Source organism: Klebsiella sp. GG_Kp173 (assembly GCF_040062415.1).
Lineage (GTDB): Bacteria > Pseudomonadota > Gammaproteobacteria > Enterobacterales > Enterobacteriaceae > Klebsiella > Klebsiella quasipneumoniae.
Map to the genome: position 1 here is coordinate 62440 of NZ_JBEAFZ010000085.1, position 13430 is coordinate 75869.

Here is a 13430-nt window from a genome sequence, read left to right on the forward strand (position 1 = left end):
ATTCAAGCTATTGACTTTTTTATCTTTATTACTTTCCCCTTTGCAGGGAAAAGGTTACAACTCTGTAAATAAGTAGCGATTTGGATTGCCGAAAGCGTGTTGCGTATCGCACAATGACTGCTTAATCACAGCATAGACCGATGACAATGAGCAAATCATTACAAAAACCCACCATTCTCAATGTTGAAACTGTCGCCCGTTCGCGCCTCTTTAATGTCGAAAGCGTCGATCTGGAATTCAGCAACGGTGTGCGTCGCGTTTATGAACGTATGCGGCCTTCCACCCGCGAAGCGGTGATGATTGTGCCGATTATTGATGATCATATTATTTTGATTCGCGAGTATGCCGTCGGGACGGAATCCTACGAGCTGGGCTTCTCCAAAGGGCTGATTGATCCGGGTGAAACCGTGGATGAAGCGGCCAATCGCGAGCTGAAAGAAGAGGTTGGCTTCGGAGCCAATAAGCTGACGTTTCTGAAGAAGCTCAGTATGGCTCCCTCTTACTTCTCCAGCAAAATGAACATCCTGGTGGCGGAAGATCTCTATCCGGAGTCGCTGCCGGGCGATGAGCCCGAGCCGCTGCCGCAGGTGCGCTGGCCGCTGGCGCAGTTGATGTCGCTGCTGGATGAAGAAGATTTTAACGAGGCTCGCAACGTTAGTGCGCTGTTTTTAGTGCGGGAATGGTTGCAGGCCCAGGGCCGACTCTGAACGAGCGTTTACGCTAAGCAGCAATAAAAAAGCGCCCGCAGGCGCTTTTTTTGTCAGAACAGCTCGTGGGTTTCACCGCCGCCGTCAGTCAGGGTGGTGCCCACCTCATGGACCGCCTGCTGCGTGGGCTGGGTACCCTCAATAAAGTATTCCGCCCGGCTGTTGCCACCGTTCGCCAGCTGACCGGTGCTGCGATCGATATTCACCGTGACGATTCCCGGCGGCGGCGTTAATGGCTCTTCCGGAACGCCTTCCAGCACGCTCTTCATAAAGCTGTCCCAGGCCGGCTGGGCGCTTTTGGCGCCGCCTTCGTAGCCGGAGATCTGATCTTTAATCGCCCCCGATGCGGTGGTCCGGCCAAGATCGCGACGATGATCGTCAAAGCCGATCCAAACCGAGGTCACCACGCCCGGTCCGTAGCCTGAGAACCAGGCGTCCTTCGAGCTGTTGGTGGTCCCGGTTTTGCCGCCGATGTCATGCCGCTGCAGGTCACGTCCGGCGCGCCAGCCGGTTCCCATCCAGCCCGGTTCGCCAAAGATGTTGCTGTTCAGCGCGCTCTTGATCAGGAAGGCCAGCGGGGTGTTGATCACATGCGGCGCGTATTCCTGGGCGCCGCTCTGCGCCACCAGTGACTGATTGGCCTGCTCCAGCTGCGGCTGCGGCGGCACGGTGCCATTCTGCGGTTCCGTCGAGGTGGCGACATCTTCCACATCTTTGTTTTCCAGCACGTTGGATTTTGGCGTATCGCCGTAAATCACCGGTAAATCACACTGCGGGCAGGCGATTTTCGGACGCTCTTCAAAGAGGACCCCGCCCTGATCGTTCTCAATCTTACTGATAAAGAACGGGTTCACCAGGAAGCCGCCGTTGGCCATCACCGAATAACCGCGGGCGACCTGCAGAGGCGTAAAGGAGGCGGAGCCCAGCGCCAGCGATTCGGTGTGGACAATGTTTTGCGCCGGGAAGCCAAAGCGCTGCAAATACTCGGCGGCATAGTCAACGCCCATGGCGCGCATGGCGCGCACCATGACCACGTTTTTCGACTGCCCCAGGCCCTGGCGTAAACGAATCGGACCGGCATACTGCGGCGGCGAGTTTTTCGGCCGCCAGTCGGAACCGGCTCCGGCGTCCCAGCGCGAGATTGGCACATCGTTGAGCATGCTTGCCAGAGTTAAGCCTTTATCCATCGCAGCCGTGTAGAGGAATGGCTTGATGTTGGAGCCGACCTGGCGCAGCGCCTGAGTGGCGCGGTTGAACTTGCTCTGGTTAAAGTCAAACCCACCGACAAGGGCGATAATCGCGCCGTTTTGCGGGTTAATGGAGACCAATGCCGAGTTGACGTCCGGGACCTGCGACAGCCACCAGCTGTCTCCCACTTTGCGAACCCAGATCTGCTGCCCGGCCTGCACGACGTCGTTGACTTTACGCGGGGTCGCCCCCTGCTGCGTATCGGAGATAAAGCGGCGAGCCCAGCGCACGCCGTCCATCGTCAGCGAAACGGAGTCGCCGTTAGCCAACAGCGCGACAGCCTCCTGGGCATTCGCGGAGGTGACCACCGCAGGAGAAAGCGGGCCAAAGCCAGGCTGGCGCTTCAGGGCGTCAACGATCTTTTTCGCCTCCCACGGCGTTTCGCCGACCTTCCACAGCACGCTGGCCGGGCCGCGGTAGCCGTGACGCATATCGTAATCCAGCACGTTATTGCGGACCGCCTGCTGGGCCGCCTGCTGGTTTTTGCGGGTAATCGTGGTGTACACCCGGTAGCCATCTTCGTAGGCCTGCTCGCCGTAGCGATTCACCATCTCCTGGCGCACCATTTCGCTCAGATAGGGCGCGGAGAAGGCGATTTTCGGCGCGTGGTAGCTGGCGTCGATGGGTTCGCTGCGCGCCTCATCGTATTGCGCCTGGGTGATGTACCCCTCGCTCAGCATACGCGACAGCACCACGTTGCGCCGGGCTGTGGCGCGATCCATCGAATAGAGCGGGTTAAAAGTGGACGGGGCTTTCGGCAGACCGGCAATCACCGCCATTTCGCTGAGGGTCAGCTGGTCGATAGGTTTGCCAAAATAGACCTGCGCCGCGGCGCCGACGCCATAGGCGCGGTAGCCGAGGTAAATCTTGTTCAGATACAGCTCAAGGATTTCATCTTTGTTCAGCAGCTGCTCGATGCGGATAGCCAGAAAGGCCTCTTTAATCTTACGCATCAACGTCTTCTCGGGGCTGAGGAAGAAGTTACGCGCTAACTGCTGGGTGATGGTGCTGGCGCCCTGCGAGGCGTGGCCTGAAAACATCGCCACGCTGGCGGCGCGGAAAATACCCACCGGATCGACGCCGTGATGCTCATAGAAACGACTGTCTTCGGTAGCGATAAACGCTTTCACCAGCTCGGGGGGAATTTGCTGCAACGTGACAGGGATACGGCGCTTTTCGCCGTACTGCGCAATAAGCTCACCGTCGGCGCTATAGACCTGCATCGGGATCTGCAAACGCACATCCTTCAGGGTTGCGACGTCGGGGAGTTGCGGCTCTATGTATTTGTAGAGGCCAAAAATCGAGCCTGCTCCCAGCAGTACGCAACAGACTGCAAGGATCAATAGATACTTTACGAACTTCACCGGTGTTTTCCCATTTAGTTTTATTTGGGCAGTTTATAAACAAACGCGCGGTAGTATAAAGGCAAGCCAAGTGCATTGATATAGCCGGACAGTTTTGCCGGATAAGGAGATCGTAAGCATGGCTTTCAGAAACTGGCGGATCGGAATGCATATCCAACAAGATAGCATTGCCATTGTCGCGCTACTGTTTGAGCGCTCACACTGGGCGCTGCGCCGCTGGTGGCGCATTCCGCTGCCGCCAGGCCTGGTGCGGCAGGGGATGGTAGCGGACGTCAGCGCCCTCGGCTCACGGCTGGCCGCCTGGCGGCGGGAGCTACCGGTACAGCATCAGATTAATATCGCCTTTCCCGCGGCTCGCACGCTGCAAAAACGCGTGCCTTATCCCCAATTCGCCCTGCGAGAGCGGGAACAGGCGACGTGGATAGCCAGCGCCATGACCCAGCAGCTGGCGATGCCCGCCTCCTCTCTCTGTATTGATTATGCGCCCACCTCGCGAAATGACGGCTGGCAGGTAACGGCGGCGCAGCGGCTGGATATCAATGTTCTGCGGGAGCTGGCAGGGCGGCTGCGCCTGCGGGTAGTTGCCATCGTACCGGATGCCAGCGCGCTCGGCGCTTTTTTCCCCTGGGTGACGGCAGCAGAGCAAGGCCTGGCGTGGCGGGATGAAAAGCACTGGCTATGGGCGACCCATGAGGCCTGGGGCTGTGACGCCTGCGATGCGATAGGGTCCTTGAGCCAGCTGGCGGGGCAGCTTCAGGTTCCTCTGCGCTTGTGCGCTGACGCGGGCGACGAGGCCAGTCGTTTTGATGTCTGGCAGGTGGTTCACCGCCGGCAGCCTCCGCTGCCAGCCGATGGCGATCGCTACGCCATTGCCCTTGGGCTGGCGCTGGGGGGCGGGCGCCATGACGCATGTCGTTAATCTTCTCCCCTGGCGTGACCTGCGTCGCCGCCAGCGCCTGCGCTACACCCTGTTGTTAGCCATCGGTATCGTGCTGCTGGCGGGGATGATCCTGCTGGTGGGGCGAACGGCTGGTCTACAGCGCGACGCCCTGGCGAGGCTCCACGCGACGGCCGACGCAGCGCTGCTCGCCTCGCTCAAACAACGTGAACAGGCGATGCGCGAAGCGTGGCAGCAGCATCAACGCCAGCGCGAGCAGCTCCAGCGCAGATCGACGATCGCCGCCTGGCAACCCCGACTAATGGCGCTCGCGGCGGACCTGCCCGCTCAGGCATGGCTGACGCGGCTGGAGTACCAGGGGGCGCGCCTGACGCTGGATGGCCTGGCCCTCAACCTGCAGGCGCTGGCTGGAGTGGAGGCTTCTCTGGCCAGCGTCACGGGATTCGCGCCGGCTAAAGCCGGCGGAACGCAGCGCGACGCCGAGGGGCGCTGGCGGTTCAGTTTCACCCTGTCGGGAGCGCGCGCCGATGAGGATTAATACCCTGCGCACCCGGGCGGGGCTGCTGATCCTGCTCGCGATGGGGCTGACGGGGGGCGGCGTGGCGCTTTGGCGCGATGCCCGGCCGCCGCTGGCGGCGCTGTCCCGCGATGGCGCTCTGCAAACGCAGTGGCGGCGGATCATGGCGCTGCGCATCCCTGACGGTGAAAGATCCGGGGAGCGCATCGACAAGCAGCCGTTCTCGCCCATAGCCATTCCGCTCGCCGGGGCGAAGCTAATCGCCTGGCATCCGCAGGGGAGCGGCGGCGAGATGGAGCTGGCTCTCTCCTGGCCGACGGTACCCGCTCTGTTTTCATGGCTGGCGCGCAGCGGGATGAACCCGCGTTCGTTCTCGCTGGAGCGCGAGGGGCAGGCGCTGCGCATGCGGCTGCAGCTGGAGGCGGAAGATGGTCGGTAAATGCTGGGTTTTGCTGTGGTTGCCGCTGTCGCTGCTGGCGGCCGAGCGCGATCCTTTTCAGCCGGTTGAGGATCCCTGCCGCGCGGCGCAGCTGTCGCAATGGCGTTATGGCGGCGCGGCCGGCGATGGTGCAGGCTGGATGGGTTTTTTGCAGGACGGAAGCGGCACGTGGCGACGGGTGCGCCTGGATGAGCAATTGCCCACGGGCTGGCGGGTGAACCGGCTGACGGACAGTGAACTGGACATCGTCACGCCTCCGGGATGTGAACCGCCAGCGTGGCGCTGGCAACGTAAAGGAAAACAAGATGATGCGATGGATAAGCCTGCTTTTGCTGCTACCGCTGGCGGTGGTCGCCGCGCGAAATGATAAGCCGGTTTCGCTGGTCGTTGACGACGCGCCAGTGGCCCAGGTGCTGCAAGCCCTGGCCGAAATGAACCAGAAGAATCTCGTTATCGCACCGGACGTCAGCGGCACGCTCTCCCTGCGCCTGCAGAAGGTTCCCTGGACCCAGGCGCTGCGGGCAGTGGCGGATAGCGCAGGCCTCTCTTTGCAACAGCAGGGAACGGTCATCTACGCACATACGCAGGCCTGGCAAAAGGCCAACCTGGCGCAGCGCGAAGCGGAACAGGCGAAACGTCTGCAGAACCTGCCGCTGCGGGCGGAGAGCGTGACCCTGCACTATGCCGATGCCGAGGAGCTGGCTAAAAGCGGCGGTAAGTTGCTTAGCGCCCGGGGAAACCTGATGGCGGACAAGCGGACCAATCGGCTGCTGATCCGCGATGATGCCCGCCATCTGCCGGCGCTGAAGGCCTGGGCGCAGGAGATGGATCTGCCGGTCGGACAGGTGGAGCTGGCCGCCCATATCGTGTCAATGAGCGAAACCAGCCTGCGTGAACTGGGGGTGAAATGGCGGCTGGCGGAGGCTGAAAGCACGCCAGGATCCGGGCACATCACCACCCTAAGCAGCGATCTGTCAGTCAACGACGCCAGCACCCGCGCAGGCTTTAACATCGGCAAAATTAACGGGCGCTTGCTTGAGCTGGAGCTTTCCGCGCTGGAGCGCAAGCAGCAGGTCGAGATTATCGCCAGTCCTCGTTTGCTCGCCTCTCATATGCAGCCCGCCAGCATCAAGCAGGGGAGCGAGATCCCCTATCAGGTCTCCAGCGGTGAAAGCGGCGCCACGTCGGTGGAGTTTAAAGAGGCGGTGCTGGGCATGGAGGTGACGCCGACGGTGCTGCAGCAGGGGAGAGTGCGGTTGAAGCTGCGAATAAGCGAGAACACGCCAGGCCAGGTGCTGAAGCAGGATAACGGCGAGGCGCTGGCCATTGATAAACAGGAGATCGAGACCCTGGTGGAAGTCCGCAGCGGCGAGACCCTGGCGTTGGGCGGCATCTTTTCGCAGAAAAACAAAACCGCCCGCGACAGCGTCCCGCTGCTTGGCGATATCCCGGTGCTGGGGCGTCTGTTTCGCCGCGACGGGAAAGATAATGAACGCCGTGAACTGGTTGTCTTTATTACGCCACGGATTCTGGCAGTACGTTAAGCAGGTTTTTCATGCTAAACACGTTTCAGGTGTTTGACGTGAGGACGGATTTAGCATACAAGGGGTACCGATTTGAGAGTCGGGTACGACATCAATCCTCCCTATATTGTCCGGCGATTTTATTCAGTTGCCAAACCAGCCGGAGTATTGAGATAATTTTTAGTCTGACTCTCGCTCTATTGCATATGAGGTTTCAGTTCATGCCCTGCGGCGCTGGGTGTCTGCGAAGCGGGTTTATCATTAACGAATAGTCTTAGTAGTACCGAAAAAATGGCAGAGAAACGCAATATCTTTCTGGTTGGGCCTATGGGTGCCGGCAAAAGCACTATTGGGCGCCAGTTAGCCCAACAGCTCAACATGGAATTTTACGATTCCGATCAAGAGATTGAGAAACGCACTGGCGCTGATGTGGGCTGGGTCTTCGATGTTGAAGGCGAAGAAGGCTTCCGCGACCGTGAAGAAAAAATTATCAATGAGTTGACGGAAAAACAGGGAATTGTGCTGGCGACTGGCGGCGGCTCTGTAAAATCCCGTGAAACGCGTAACCGTCTCTCCGCCCGCGGCGTGGTGGTCTACCTGGAAACAACGATCGAGAAGCAGTTGGCCCGTACGCAGCGCGATAAAAAGCGTCCTTTGCTACAAGTCGATGCGCCGCCTCGTGAAGTACTGGAAGCGCTGGCTGACGAGCGTAACCCGCTGTATGAAGAGATCGCCGATGTGACTATCCGCACAGACGATCAGAGTGCGAAAGTCGTCGCGAACCAGATTATTCATATGCTGGAAAGCAACTGATTCTGGCTTAATAAAAGTGCGTCAGAGTAAAAGTCACTGAGGTGGATGTCGCGTTATGGAGAGGCTTACTGTTACCCTCGGGGAACGTAGTTACCCGATTACCATCGCGGCTGGTTTGTTCAACGATCCAGCTTCCTTCCTGCCACTTAAGTCGGGCGACCAGGCTATGCTGGTCACCAACGAAACGCTGGCGCCGCTTTATCTGGATACCGTCCGCTCTGCGCTTGAGCAGGCAGGGGTCAACGTTGACAGCGTAGTCCTGCCCGACGGCGAGCAGTATAAAAGCCTGGCGGTGATGGATACCGTATTTACCGCGCTGTTGCAAAAACCCCATGGCCGCGACACCACGCTGGTGGCGCTCGGCGGCGGTGTTATCGGTGATTTAACCGGTTTCGCCGCGGCAAGCTATCAGCGCGGCGTGCGTTTTATCCAGGTCCCTACCACCCTGCTGTCGCAGGTCGACTCGTCGGTCGGCGGCAAAACCGCAGTGAACCACCCTCTCGGCAAAAACATGATTGGCGCCTTCTGGCAGCCGGTTTCCGTGGTGGTTGATCTTAACTGTCTGAAGACGCTGCCGAAGCGCGAACTCGCTTCCGGACTGGCTGAGGTCATCAAGTATGGGGTGATCCTCGACGGCGCCTTCTTCAGCTGGCTGGAAAACAACATTGATGCCTTGCTGGCGTTGGATGAAAAGGCCATGGCGTACTGCATTCGCCGCTGCTGTGAGCTGAAAGCGGAAGTTGTGGCTGCCGACGAGCGTGAAACCGGGTTACGTGCTTTACTCAATCTTGGACATACCTTCGGCCATGCTATCGAAGCGGAAATGGGCTACGGTAACTGGCTGCACGGCGAAGCGGTGGCGGCAGGTATGGTGATGGCGGCGCATACGTCCGAACGGCTGGGGCAGTTCCGCGCGCAGGATACTCAGCGCCTTATCGATCTGCTCAAGCGTGCAGGCTTACCGGTACGCGGCCCGCAGGAAATGCGTGCGCAGGCGTATTTGCCCCATATGATGCGCGATAAGAAAGTACTGGCTGGCGAAATGCGGCTGGTGCTCCCGCTCGCAATAGGAAGCAGCGAGCTGCGCGGCGGAGTGCCGCACGATGTGGTTCTTGGCGCGATTGCTGACACTCAGCAGGCGCAACAATAAGAAGGTCTGGCCGCGTTCGCGCGGCGTTATCATTTCGGGTGATGTGCAATAATCGTGAGCATAAGCCTTTTAGTGGGGTGTTAAATGGATGATTTCAAACCAGAAGACGATATGAAAGCCGATCGCAACGATCGTCGTGCTGGTCGTTCCCGTCAGTCTTCCGAGCGTGATGCCGATCCGCAGATCAATTTTGACGATGTCGATCTTGATGCCGATGAAGGCCGTCCGACGCGCGCCGGCAAGGCCCGTCGTGAGCGTGAAGAGGAAGAATTCGAAGAAGAACTGGATGCGGAAGATGAGGAGATGCTCGAAGAGCAGCCTGTAGAGCGTCGTCCGCGTAAGCGTAAAAAAGCGCCGGCGAAACCCGCTTCCCGCCAGTACATCATGATGGGCGTGGGCATTCTGGTACTGTTGCTGTTAATCGTGGGTATCGGTTCCGCGCTGAAATCGCCATCTTCTTCCAGCCAGCAGACCGCTTCCGGCGAGAAGAGCATTAATCTGTCTGACGACCAGTCCACCAGCACGCCAGCTGCCGGCCAGGATCAGACTGCCGCCAATACCACCACACAGCAGGACGTCACGGTACCGCCAATTGCCGCGAACCCGACCCAGGGCCAGGCCGCGGCAGAGCCGCAGGGCCAGCAGCGCGTTGAAGTTCAGGGCGATCTGAATAATGCGTTGACCCAGCAGCAGGGCCAGCTGGACGGCGCCGTAGCTAACTCGACGCTGCCAACTGAACCGGCAACCGTCGCGCCGATCCGTAATGGCGCCAGTGGCACCGCGGCGCCGCGCCAGACGACCGAACGTCAGACGGCGGCAACGCCGCGTCCTGCTGAGCGTAAGCACACCGTCATCGAAGCGAAGCCGCAGCCGAAACCACAGGCGGTGGCAAAAGCGCCGGTAGAAACGAAGCCGGTTCAGCCGAAGCATGTTGAAAGCGCGGCGACCACTACCCCGACGAAAACGACCGTCGCGGAAAGCAAACCGGTAGCCACCGCGCAGAGTAAACCTGCAGCACCAGCAACCACGACCACTGCTGCGCCAGCCGCAACGGCGGCCGCGGCAGCGCCGGCGGCGAAGAGCGGTAAAACGGCAGGCGACGTCAGCTCGATGAAATCTGCGCCGTCGGGTAACTATACCCTGCAGCTCAGCAGCTCCTCTAACTATGAAAACCTGAACAACTGGGCGAAGAAAGAGAAGCTGGACAGATATGTTGTCTATGAAACGTCACGTAACGGCCAACCGTGGTACGTGCTGGTGAGCGGTATCTATTCATCAAAAGATGAAGCGAAACGCGCGGTCACCTCGCTGCCGCCGGACGTGCAGGCGAAAAATCCATGGGCAAAACCACTGCATCAGGTTCAGGCTGATCTGAAATAATGCCGTGGGGTAGTCTTAAGCGCAGGATGCTGTCGGAGCTTTCTCCACAGCCGGAGAACGTGTAATTAGTTAGGCAGCATGAAAAAGAATCGCGCTTTTCTAAAGTGGGCAGGGGGGAAGTACCCCCTGCTTGACGATATTAAAAAGCATTTGCCGGAAGGTGAGTGCTTAATCGAGCCCTTTGTGGGCGCCGGGTCGGTATTTCTCAATACCGACTTTTCTCGTTATATCCTCGCGGATATCAACAGTGATTTAATCGGCCTGTACAACATCGTCAAATTGCGCACCGACGAGTACGTCGCTGCCGCCCGCGAGATGTTTACCCCGGAAAATAACGTCGCTGAGCGCTACTACCAGTACCGTGATGAGTTCAATCAGAGCCAGGACCCGCTGCGTCGCGCGGTGCTGTTCCTGTATCTGAACCGTCACGGTTACAACGGCCTGTGTCGCTACAATTTGCGCGGCGAGTTCAATGTGCCGTTTGGCCGCTATAAGAAGCCCTATTTCCCCGAGGCTGAGCTCTATCATTTTGCCGACAAGGCGCAAAACGCTGAGTTTTACTGCGAATCTTATGAAGAGTGCATGCAGCGTGCGGATAGCCGCACGGTGGTGTATTGCGATCCGCCCTATGCGCCGTTGACGGCGACGGCGAACTTTACCGCCTACCACACCAACAGCTTCAACCTGGAGCAACAGGTGCTGCTGGCGCAAAAGGCGGAATCGCTGATGAAGAAACGGATCCCGGTGCTGATTTCCAACCACCGCACGCCGTTGACGCAGGAGTGGTATAAAAACGCGGCAGAAACGCATATTGTGAAGGTTCGGCGCAGCATCAGCAGCAACGGTGGTACGCGTAAAAAGGTGGACGAGCTCTTAGCGCTCTACCGTCCGCCTAAGACCAAATAAATTTCAAGGAGATGCGGATGAAGCAGTATTTGATTGCCCCTTCGATTCTGTCGGCTGATTTTGCCCGTCTGGGTGAGGATACCGCGAAGGCGCTGGCGGCGGGTGCGGATGTCGTGCACTTCGACGTCATGGACAACCACTACGTGCCGAACCTGACGATTGGCCCGATGGTGCTGAAGTCGCTGCGTAACTACGGTATTACCGCGCCGATCGACGTCCACCTGATGGTGAAGCCGGTCGACCGCATCATTCCTGATTTTGCCGAAGCTGGCGCCAGCATCATCACCTTCCACCCGGAAGCCTCCGAACACGTCGACCGCAGCCTGCAGCTTATCAAAGAGCACGGCTGTAAAGCGGGCCTGGTGTTTAACCCCGCGACGCCGCTGAGCTATCTCGATTATGTGATGGATAAGCTGGACGTCATCCTGCTGATGTCGGTTAACCCGGGGTTTGGCGGCCAGTCCTTTATTCCCCAGACGCTGGATAAACTACGTGAAGTGCGCCAGCGCATCGATGCGTCCGGCTACGACATCCGTCTGGAAGTGGATGGCGGGGTGAAAGCGAGCAATATCGGCGAAATCGCCGCGGCGGGCGCGGATATGTTCGTTGCCGGTTCGGCGATCTTCGGCCAGCCGGACTACAAGAAAGTGATTGATCAAATGCGTAGTGAATTAGCGAAGGTGAGTCATGGATAAATTACAGGCGATCCGCGGCATCGCGTTTGATCTCGACGGCACGCTGGTGGACAGCGCGCCGGGTCTGACCGCCGCCGTTGATAACGCCCTCTACGCCCTGGAACTGCCGGTGGCGGGAGAAGAGCGCGTCGTAACCTGGATCGGCAACGGCGCCGATGTCCTGATGGAGCGGGCGCTGAGCTGGGCTCGCCAGGAGCGTGCCACGTTACGTGCGGCGATGGGCAAGCCTTCCGTCGACGATCATGATATTCCGCAAGACGAACAGCTGCGCATTTTGCGTAAACTGTTTGACCGCTATTACGCCGAAGCGGCGGAAGAGGGCAGTTTCCTGTTTCCGGCAGTGGCCGATACGCTCGGCGCGCTGCAGGGCAAAGGCCTGCCACTGGCGCTGGTGACCAATAAGCCGACGCCGTTCGTCGCCCCGCTGCTGGACGCGCTCGATATTGCGAAATATTTTACCGTGGTGATCGGCGGCGATGACGTCCAGAACAAAAAGCCGCATCCGGAACCGCTGCTGCTGGTAGCGCAAAAGCTCGGCCTGACGCCGGAGGCGCTGCTGTTCGTCGGCGATTCACGTAATGATATTCAGGCGGCCAAAGCGGCTGGCTGCTGCTCGGTTGGCCTGACCTACGGTTATAACTATGGCGAACCGCTTGCGCTGAGCGAGCCGGACTATCTCTTCGACCAGTTTAATGAACTCTTACCCGCTCTCGGGTTACCGCACAGTGAAACTCAGGAATTGAAACATGACTAAGCCCATCGTTTTTAGTGGCGCACAGCCCTCAGGTGAACTGACCATTGGCAACTACATGGGTGCGCTGCGTCAGTGGGTAAACATGCAGGACGATTACCACTGCATCTATTGCATCGTGGATCAGCACGCCATCACCGTGCGCCAGGATCCGCAGCAGCTGCGTAAGGCGACGCTGGACACCCTGGCGCTGTATCTGGCCTGCGGCATCGACCCGCAGAAAAGCACTATCTTCGTTCAGTCGCACGTGCCGGAACACGCCCAGTTAGGCTGGGCGCTGAACTGCTACACCTATTTCGGCGAACTGAGCCGCATGACCCAGTTTAAAGACAAGTCCGCGCGCTACGCGGAGAACATCAACGCCGGTCTGTTTGATTATCCGGTACTGATGGCCGCTGACATCCTGCTGTACCAGACCAACCAGGTTCCGGTGGGCGAAGATCAGAAACAGCACCTTGAACTAAGTCGCGATATCGCCCAGCGTTTTAACGCCATCTACGGCGATATTTTTAAAGTGCCTGAGCCGTTTATCCCTAAATCCGGCGCGCGCGTGATGTCGCTGCTGGAGCCGACGAAAAAGATGTCCAAGTCCGACGACAACCGCAACAACGTCATCGGCCTGCTGGAAGACCCGAAATCGGTGGTCAAGAAGATCAAACGTGCGGTCACCGACTCCGACGAGCCGCCGGTGGTGCGCTACGACCTGAAAGAGAAAGCGGGCGTCTCCAACCTGCTGGATATCCTCTCCGCGGTCACCGGGAAAACCATTCCTGAGCTGGAGCAGCACTTCGAAGGCAAAATGTATGGCCACCTGAAAGGCGAAGTCGCCGAAGCGGTATCGGGCATGCTGATTGACCTGCAGGAGCGCTATCACCGTTTCCGTAACGACGAAGCGTTTCTCAATCAGGTGATGAAAGACGGCGCAGAAAAGGCCAGCGCGCGGGCTTCTCAAACCCTGAAAGCGGTATACGAAGCGATTGGCTTTGTCGCCAAGCCGTAAGCGACGCAACAGGTAAACAGGGCGGGATTATCCCGCCCT

General features: G+C 58.9%; 14 protein-coding genes. 13 read left to right on the forward strand and 1 reads right to left on the reverse strand.

Going from position 1 to position 13430, the window contains the following annotated elements:
* Window positions 1-146 precede the first annotated feature (146 nt).
* Window positions 147-707 (forward strand): ADP compounds hydrolase NudE, encoded by a 561-nt coding sequence (gene nudE, locus ABLU50_RS20545; RefSeq protein WP_087832510.1) that lies wholly within the window; start codon window positions 147-149, stop codon window positions 705-707.
* Between the two features lie 53 nt (window positions 708-760).
* Here the strand turns inward: nudE and mrcA are convergent, their stop codons facing one another.
* Window positions 761-3319 (reverse strand): peptidoglycan glycosyltransferase/peptidoglycan DD-transpeptidase MrcA, encoded by a 2559-nt coding sequence (gene mrcA / locus ABLU50_RS20550; RefSeq protein WP_023319249.1) that lies wholly within the window; start codon window positions 3317-3319, stop codon window positions 761-763.
* Between the two features lie 118 nt (window positions 3320-3437).
* Between mrcA and ABLU50_RS20555 the strand changes: the two genes are divergently transcribed.
* The 12 genes from ABLU50_RS20555 to trpS all read left to right on the forward strand — a co-directional run bounded on the left by ABLU50_RS20555 (window position 3438) and on the right by trpS (window position 13391).
* Window positions 3438-4238 (forward strand): pilus assembly protein, encoded by an 801-nt coding sequence (locus ABLU50_RS20555; RefSeq protein WP_087832501.1) that lies wholly within the window; start codon window positions 3438-3440, stop codon window positions 4236-4238.
* Window positions 4222-4755 (forward strand): PilN domain-containing protein, encoded by a 534-nt coding sequence (locus tag ABLU50_RS20560; RefSeq protein WP_087832502.1) that lies wholly within the window; start codon window positions 4222-4224, stop codon window positions 4753-4755. The genes ABLU50_RS20555 and ABLU50_RS20560 overlap by 17 nt, the downstream gene beginning before the upstream one ends.
* Entirely contained in the window at window positions 4745-5173 is a 429-nt protein-coding gene (locus ABLU50_RS20565; protein WP_064178584.1) for a hypothetical protein, read from the forward strand. Before ABLU50_RS20560 ends, ABLU50_RS20565 begins: the two co-directional genes overlap by 11 nt.
* Window positions 5163-5540 (forward strand): HofP DNA utilization family protein, encoded by a 378-nt coding sequence (locus ABLU50_RS20570; RefSeq protein ID WP_004202171.1) that lies wholly within the window; start codon window positions 5163-5165, stop codon window positions 5538-5540. The genes ABLU50_RS20565 and ABLU50_RS20570 overlap by 11 nt, the downstream gene beginning before the upstream one ends.
* On the forward strand, window positions 5479-6717 hold the full coding sequence (gene hofQ / locus ABLU50_RS20575) for a DNA uptake porin HofQ (protein WP_087832503.1): 1239 nt from the start codon (window positions 5479-5481) through the stop codon (window positions 6715-6717). Before ABLU50_RS20570 ends, hofQ begins: the two co-directional genes overlap by 62 nt.
* 270 nt (window positions 6718-6987) lie before the next feature.
* Complete coding sequence (gene aroK / locus ABLU50_RS20580; protein WP_002920267.1) at window positions 6988-7509, forward strand: shikimate kinase AroK; 522 nt, start codon at window positions 6988-6990, stop codon at window positions 7507-7509.
* A gap of 55 nt (window positions 7510-7564) precedes the next feature.
* Window positions 7565-8659, forward strand: coding sequence for a 3-dehydroquinate synthase (aroB, locus tag ABLU50_RS20585; RefSeq protein ID WP_004202175.1), 1095 nt, complete (start codon window positions 7565-7567; stop codon window positions 8657-8659).
* An 84-nt stretch (window positions 8660-8743) separates the two neighbouring features.
* Window positions 8744-10039, forward strand: a complete 1296-nt coding sequence (gene damX / locus ABLU50_RS20590; RefSeq protein ID WP_087832504.1) for a cell division protein DamX — start codon at window positions 8744-8746, stop codon at window positions 10037-10039.
* Between the two features lie 78 nt (window positions 10040-10117).
* The gene (gene dam, locus ABLU50_RS20595; protein ID WP_004202178.1) at window positions 10118-10945 is read left to right on the forward strand and encodes an adenine-specific DNA-methyltransferase; all 828 of its coding nucleotides are present in this window, start codon (window positions 10118-10120) and stop codon (window positions 10943-10945) included.
* A 17-nt stretch (window positions 10946-10962) separates the two neighbouring features.
* Entirely contained in the window at window positions 10963-11640 is a 678-nt protein-coding gene (gene rpe / locus ABLU50_RS20600; protein ID WP_004202179.1) for a ribulose-phosphate 3-epimerase, read from the forward strand.
* Complete coding sequence (gene gph / locus ABLU50_RS20605) at window positions 11633-12394, forward strand: phosphoglycolate phosphatase (RefSeq protein WP_004202180.1); 762 nt, start codon at window positions 11633-11635, stop codon at window positions 12392-12394. Before rpe ends, gph begins: the two co-directional genes overlap by 8 nt.
* Complete coding sequence (gene trpS, locus ABLU50_RS20610; RefSeq protein ID WP_002920253.1) at window positions 12387-13391, forward strand: tryptophan--tRNA ligase; 1005 nt, start codon at window positions 12387-12389, stop codon at window positions 13389-13391. The genes gph and trpS overlap by 8 nt, the downstream gene beginning before the upstream one ends.
* Window positions 13392-13430: the final 39 nt, after the last annotated feature.

Excerpts from the sequence above, each read along its gene's own strand:
- nudE (WP_087832510.1), top strand. The coding sequence starts at position 147 with ATGAGCAAATCATTACAAAAACCCACCATTCTCAATGTTGAAACTGTC.
- dam (WP_004202178.1), top strand. The coding sequence starts at position 10,118 with ATGAAAAAGAATCGCGCTTTTCTAAAGTGGGCAGGGGGGAAGTACCCC.
- ABLU50_RS20565 (WP_064178584.1), top strand. The coding sequence starts at position 4,745 with ATGAGGATTAATACCCTGCGCACCCGGGCGGGGCTGCTGATCCTGCTC.
- aroB (WP_004202175.1), top strand. The coding sequence starts at position 7,565 with ATGGAGAGGCTTACTGTTACCCTCGGGGAACGTAGTTACCCGATTACC.
- ABLU50_RS20570 (WP_004202171.1), top strand. The coding sequence starts at position 5,163 with ATGGTCGGTAAATGCTGGGTTTTGCTGTGGTTGCCGCTGTCGCTGCTG.
- trpS (WP_002920253.1), top strand. The coding sequence starts at position 12,387 with ATGACTAAGCCCATCGTTTTTAGTGGCGCACAGCCCTCAGGTGAACTG.
- hofQ (WP_087832503.1), top strand. The coding sequence starts at position 5,479 with ATGATGCGATGGATAAGCCTGCTTTTGCTGCTACCGCTGGCGGTGGTC.
- gph (WP_004202180.1), top strand. The coding sequence starts at position 11,633 with ATGGATAAATTACAGGCGATCCGCGGCATCGCGTTTGATCTCGACGGC.
- ABLU50_RS20555 (WP_087832501.1), top strand. The coding sequence starts at position 3,438 with ATGGCTTTCAGAAACTGGCGGATCGGAATGCATATCCAACAAGATAGC.
- aroK (WP_002920267.1), top strand. The coding sequence starts at position 6,988 with ATGGCAGAGAAACGCAATATCTTTCTGGTTGGGCCTATGGGTGCCGGC.
- rpe (WP_004202179.1), top strand. The coding sequence starts at position 10,963 with ATGAAGCAGTATTTGATTGCCCCTTCGATTCTGTCGGCTGATTTTGCC.
- ABLU50_RS20560 (WP_087832502.1), top strand. The coding sequence starts at position 4,222 with ATGACGCATGTCGTTAATCTTCTCCCCTGGCGTGACCTGCGTCGCCGC.
- damX (WP_087832504.1), top strand. The coding sequence starts at position 8,744 with ATGGATGATTTCAAACCAGAAGACGATATGAAAGCCGATCGCAACGAT.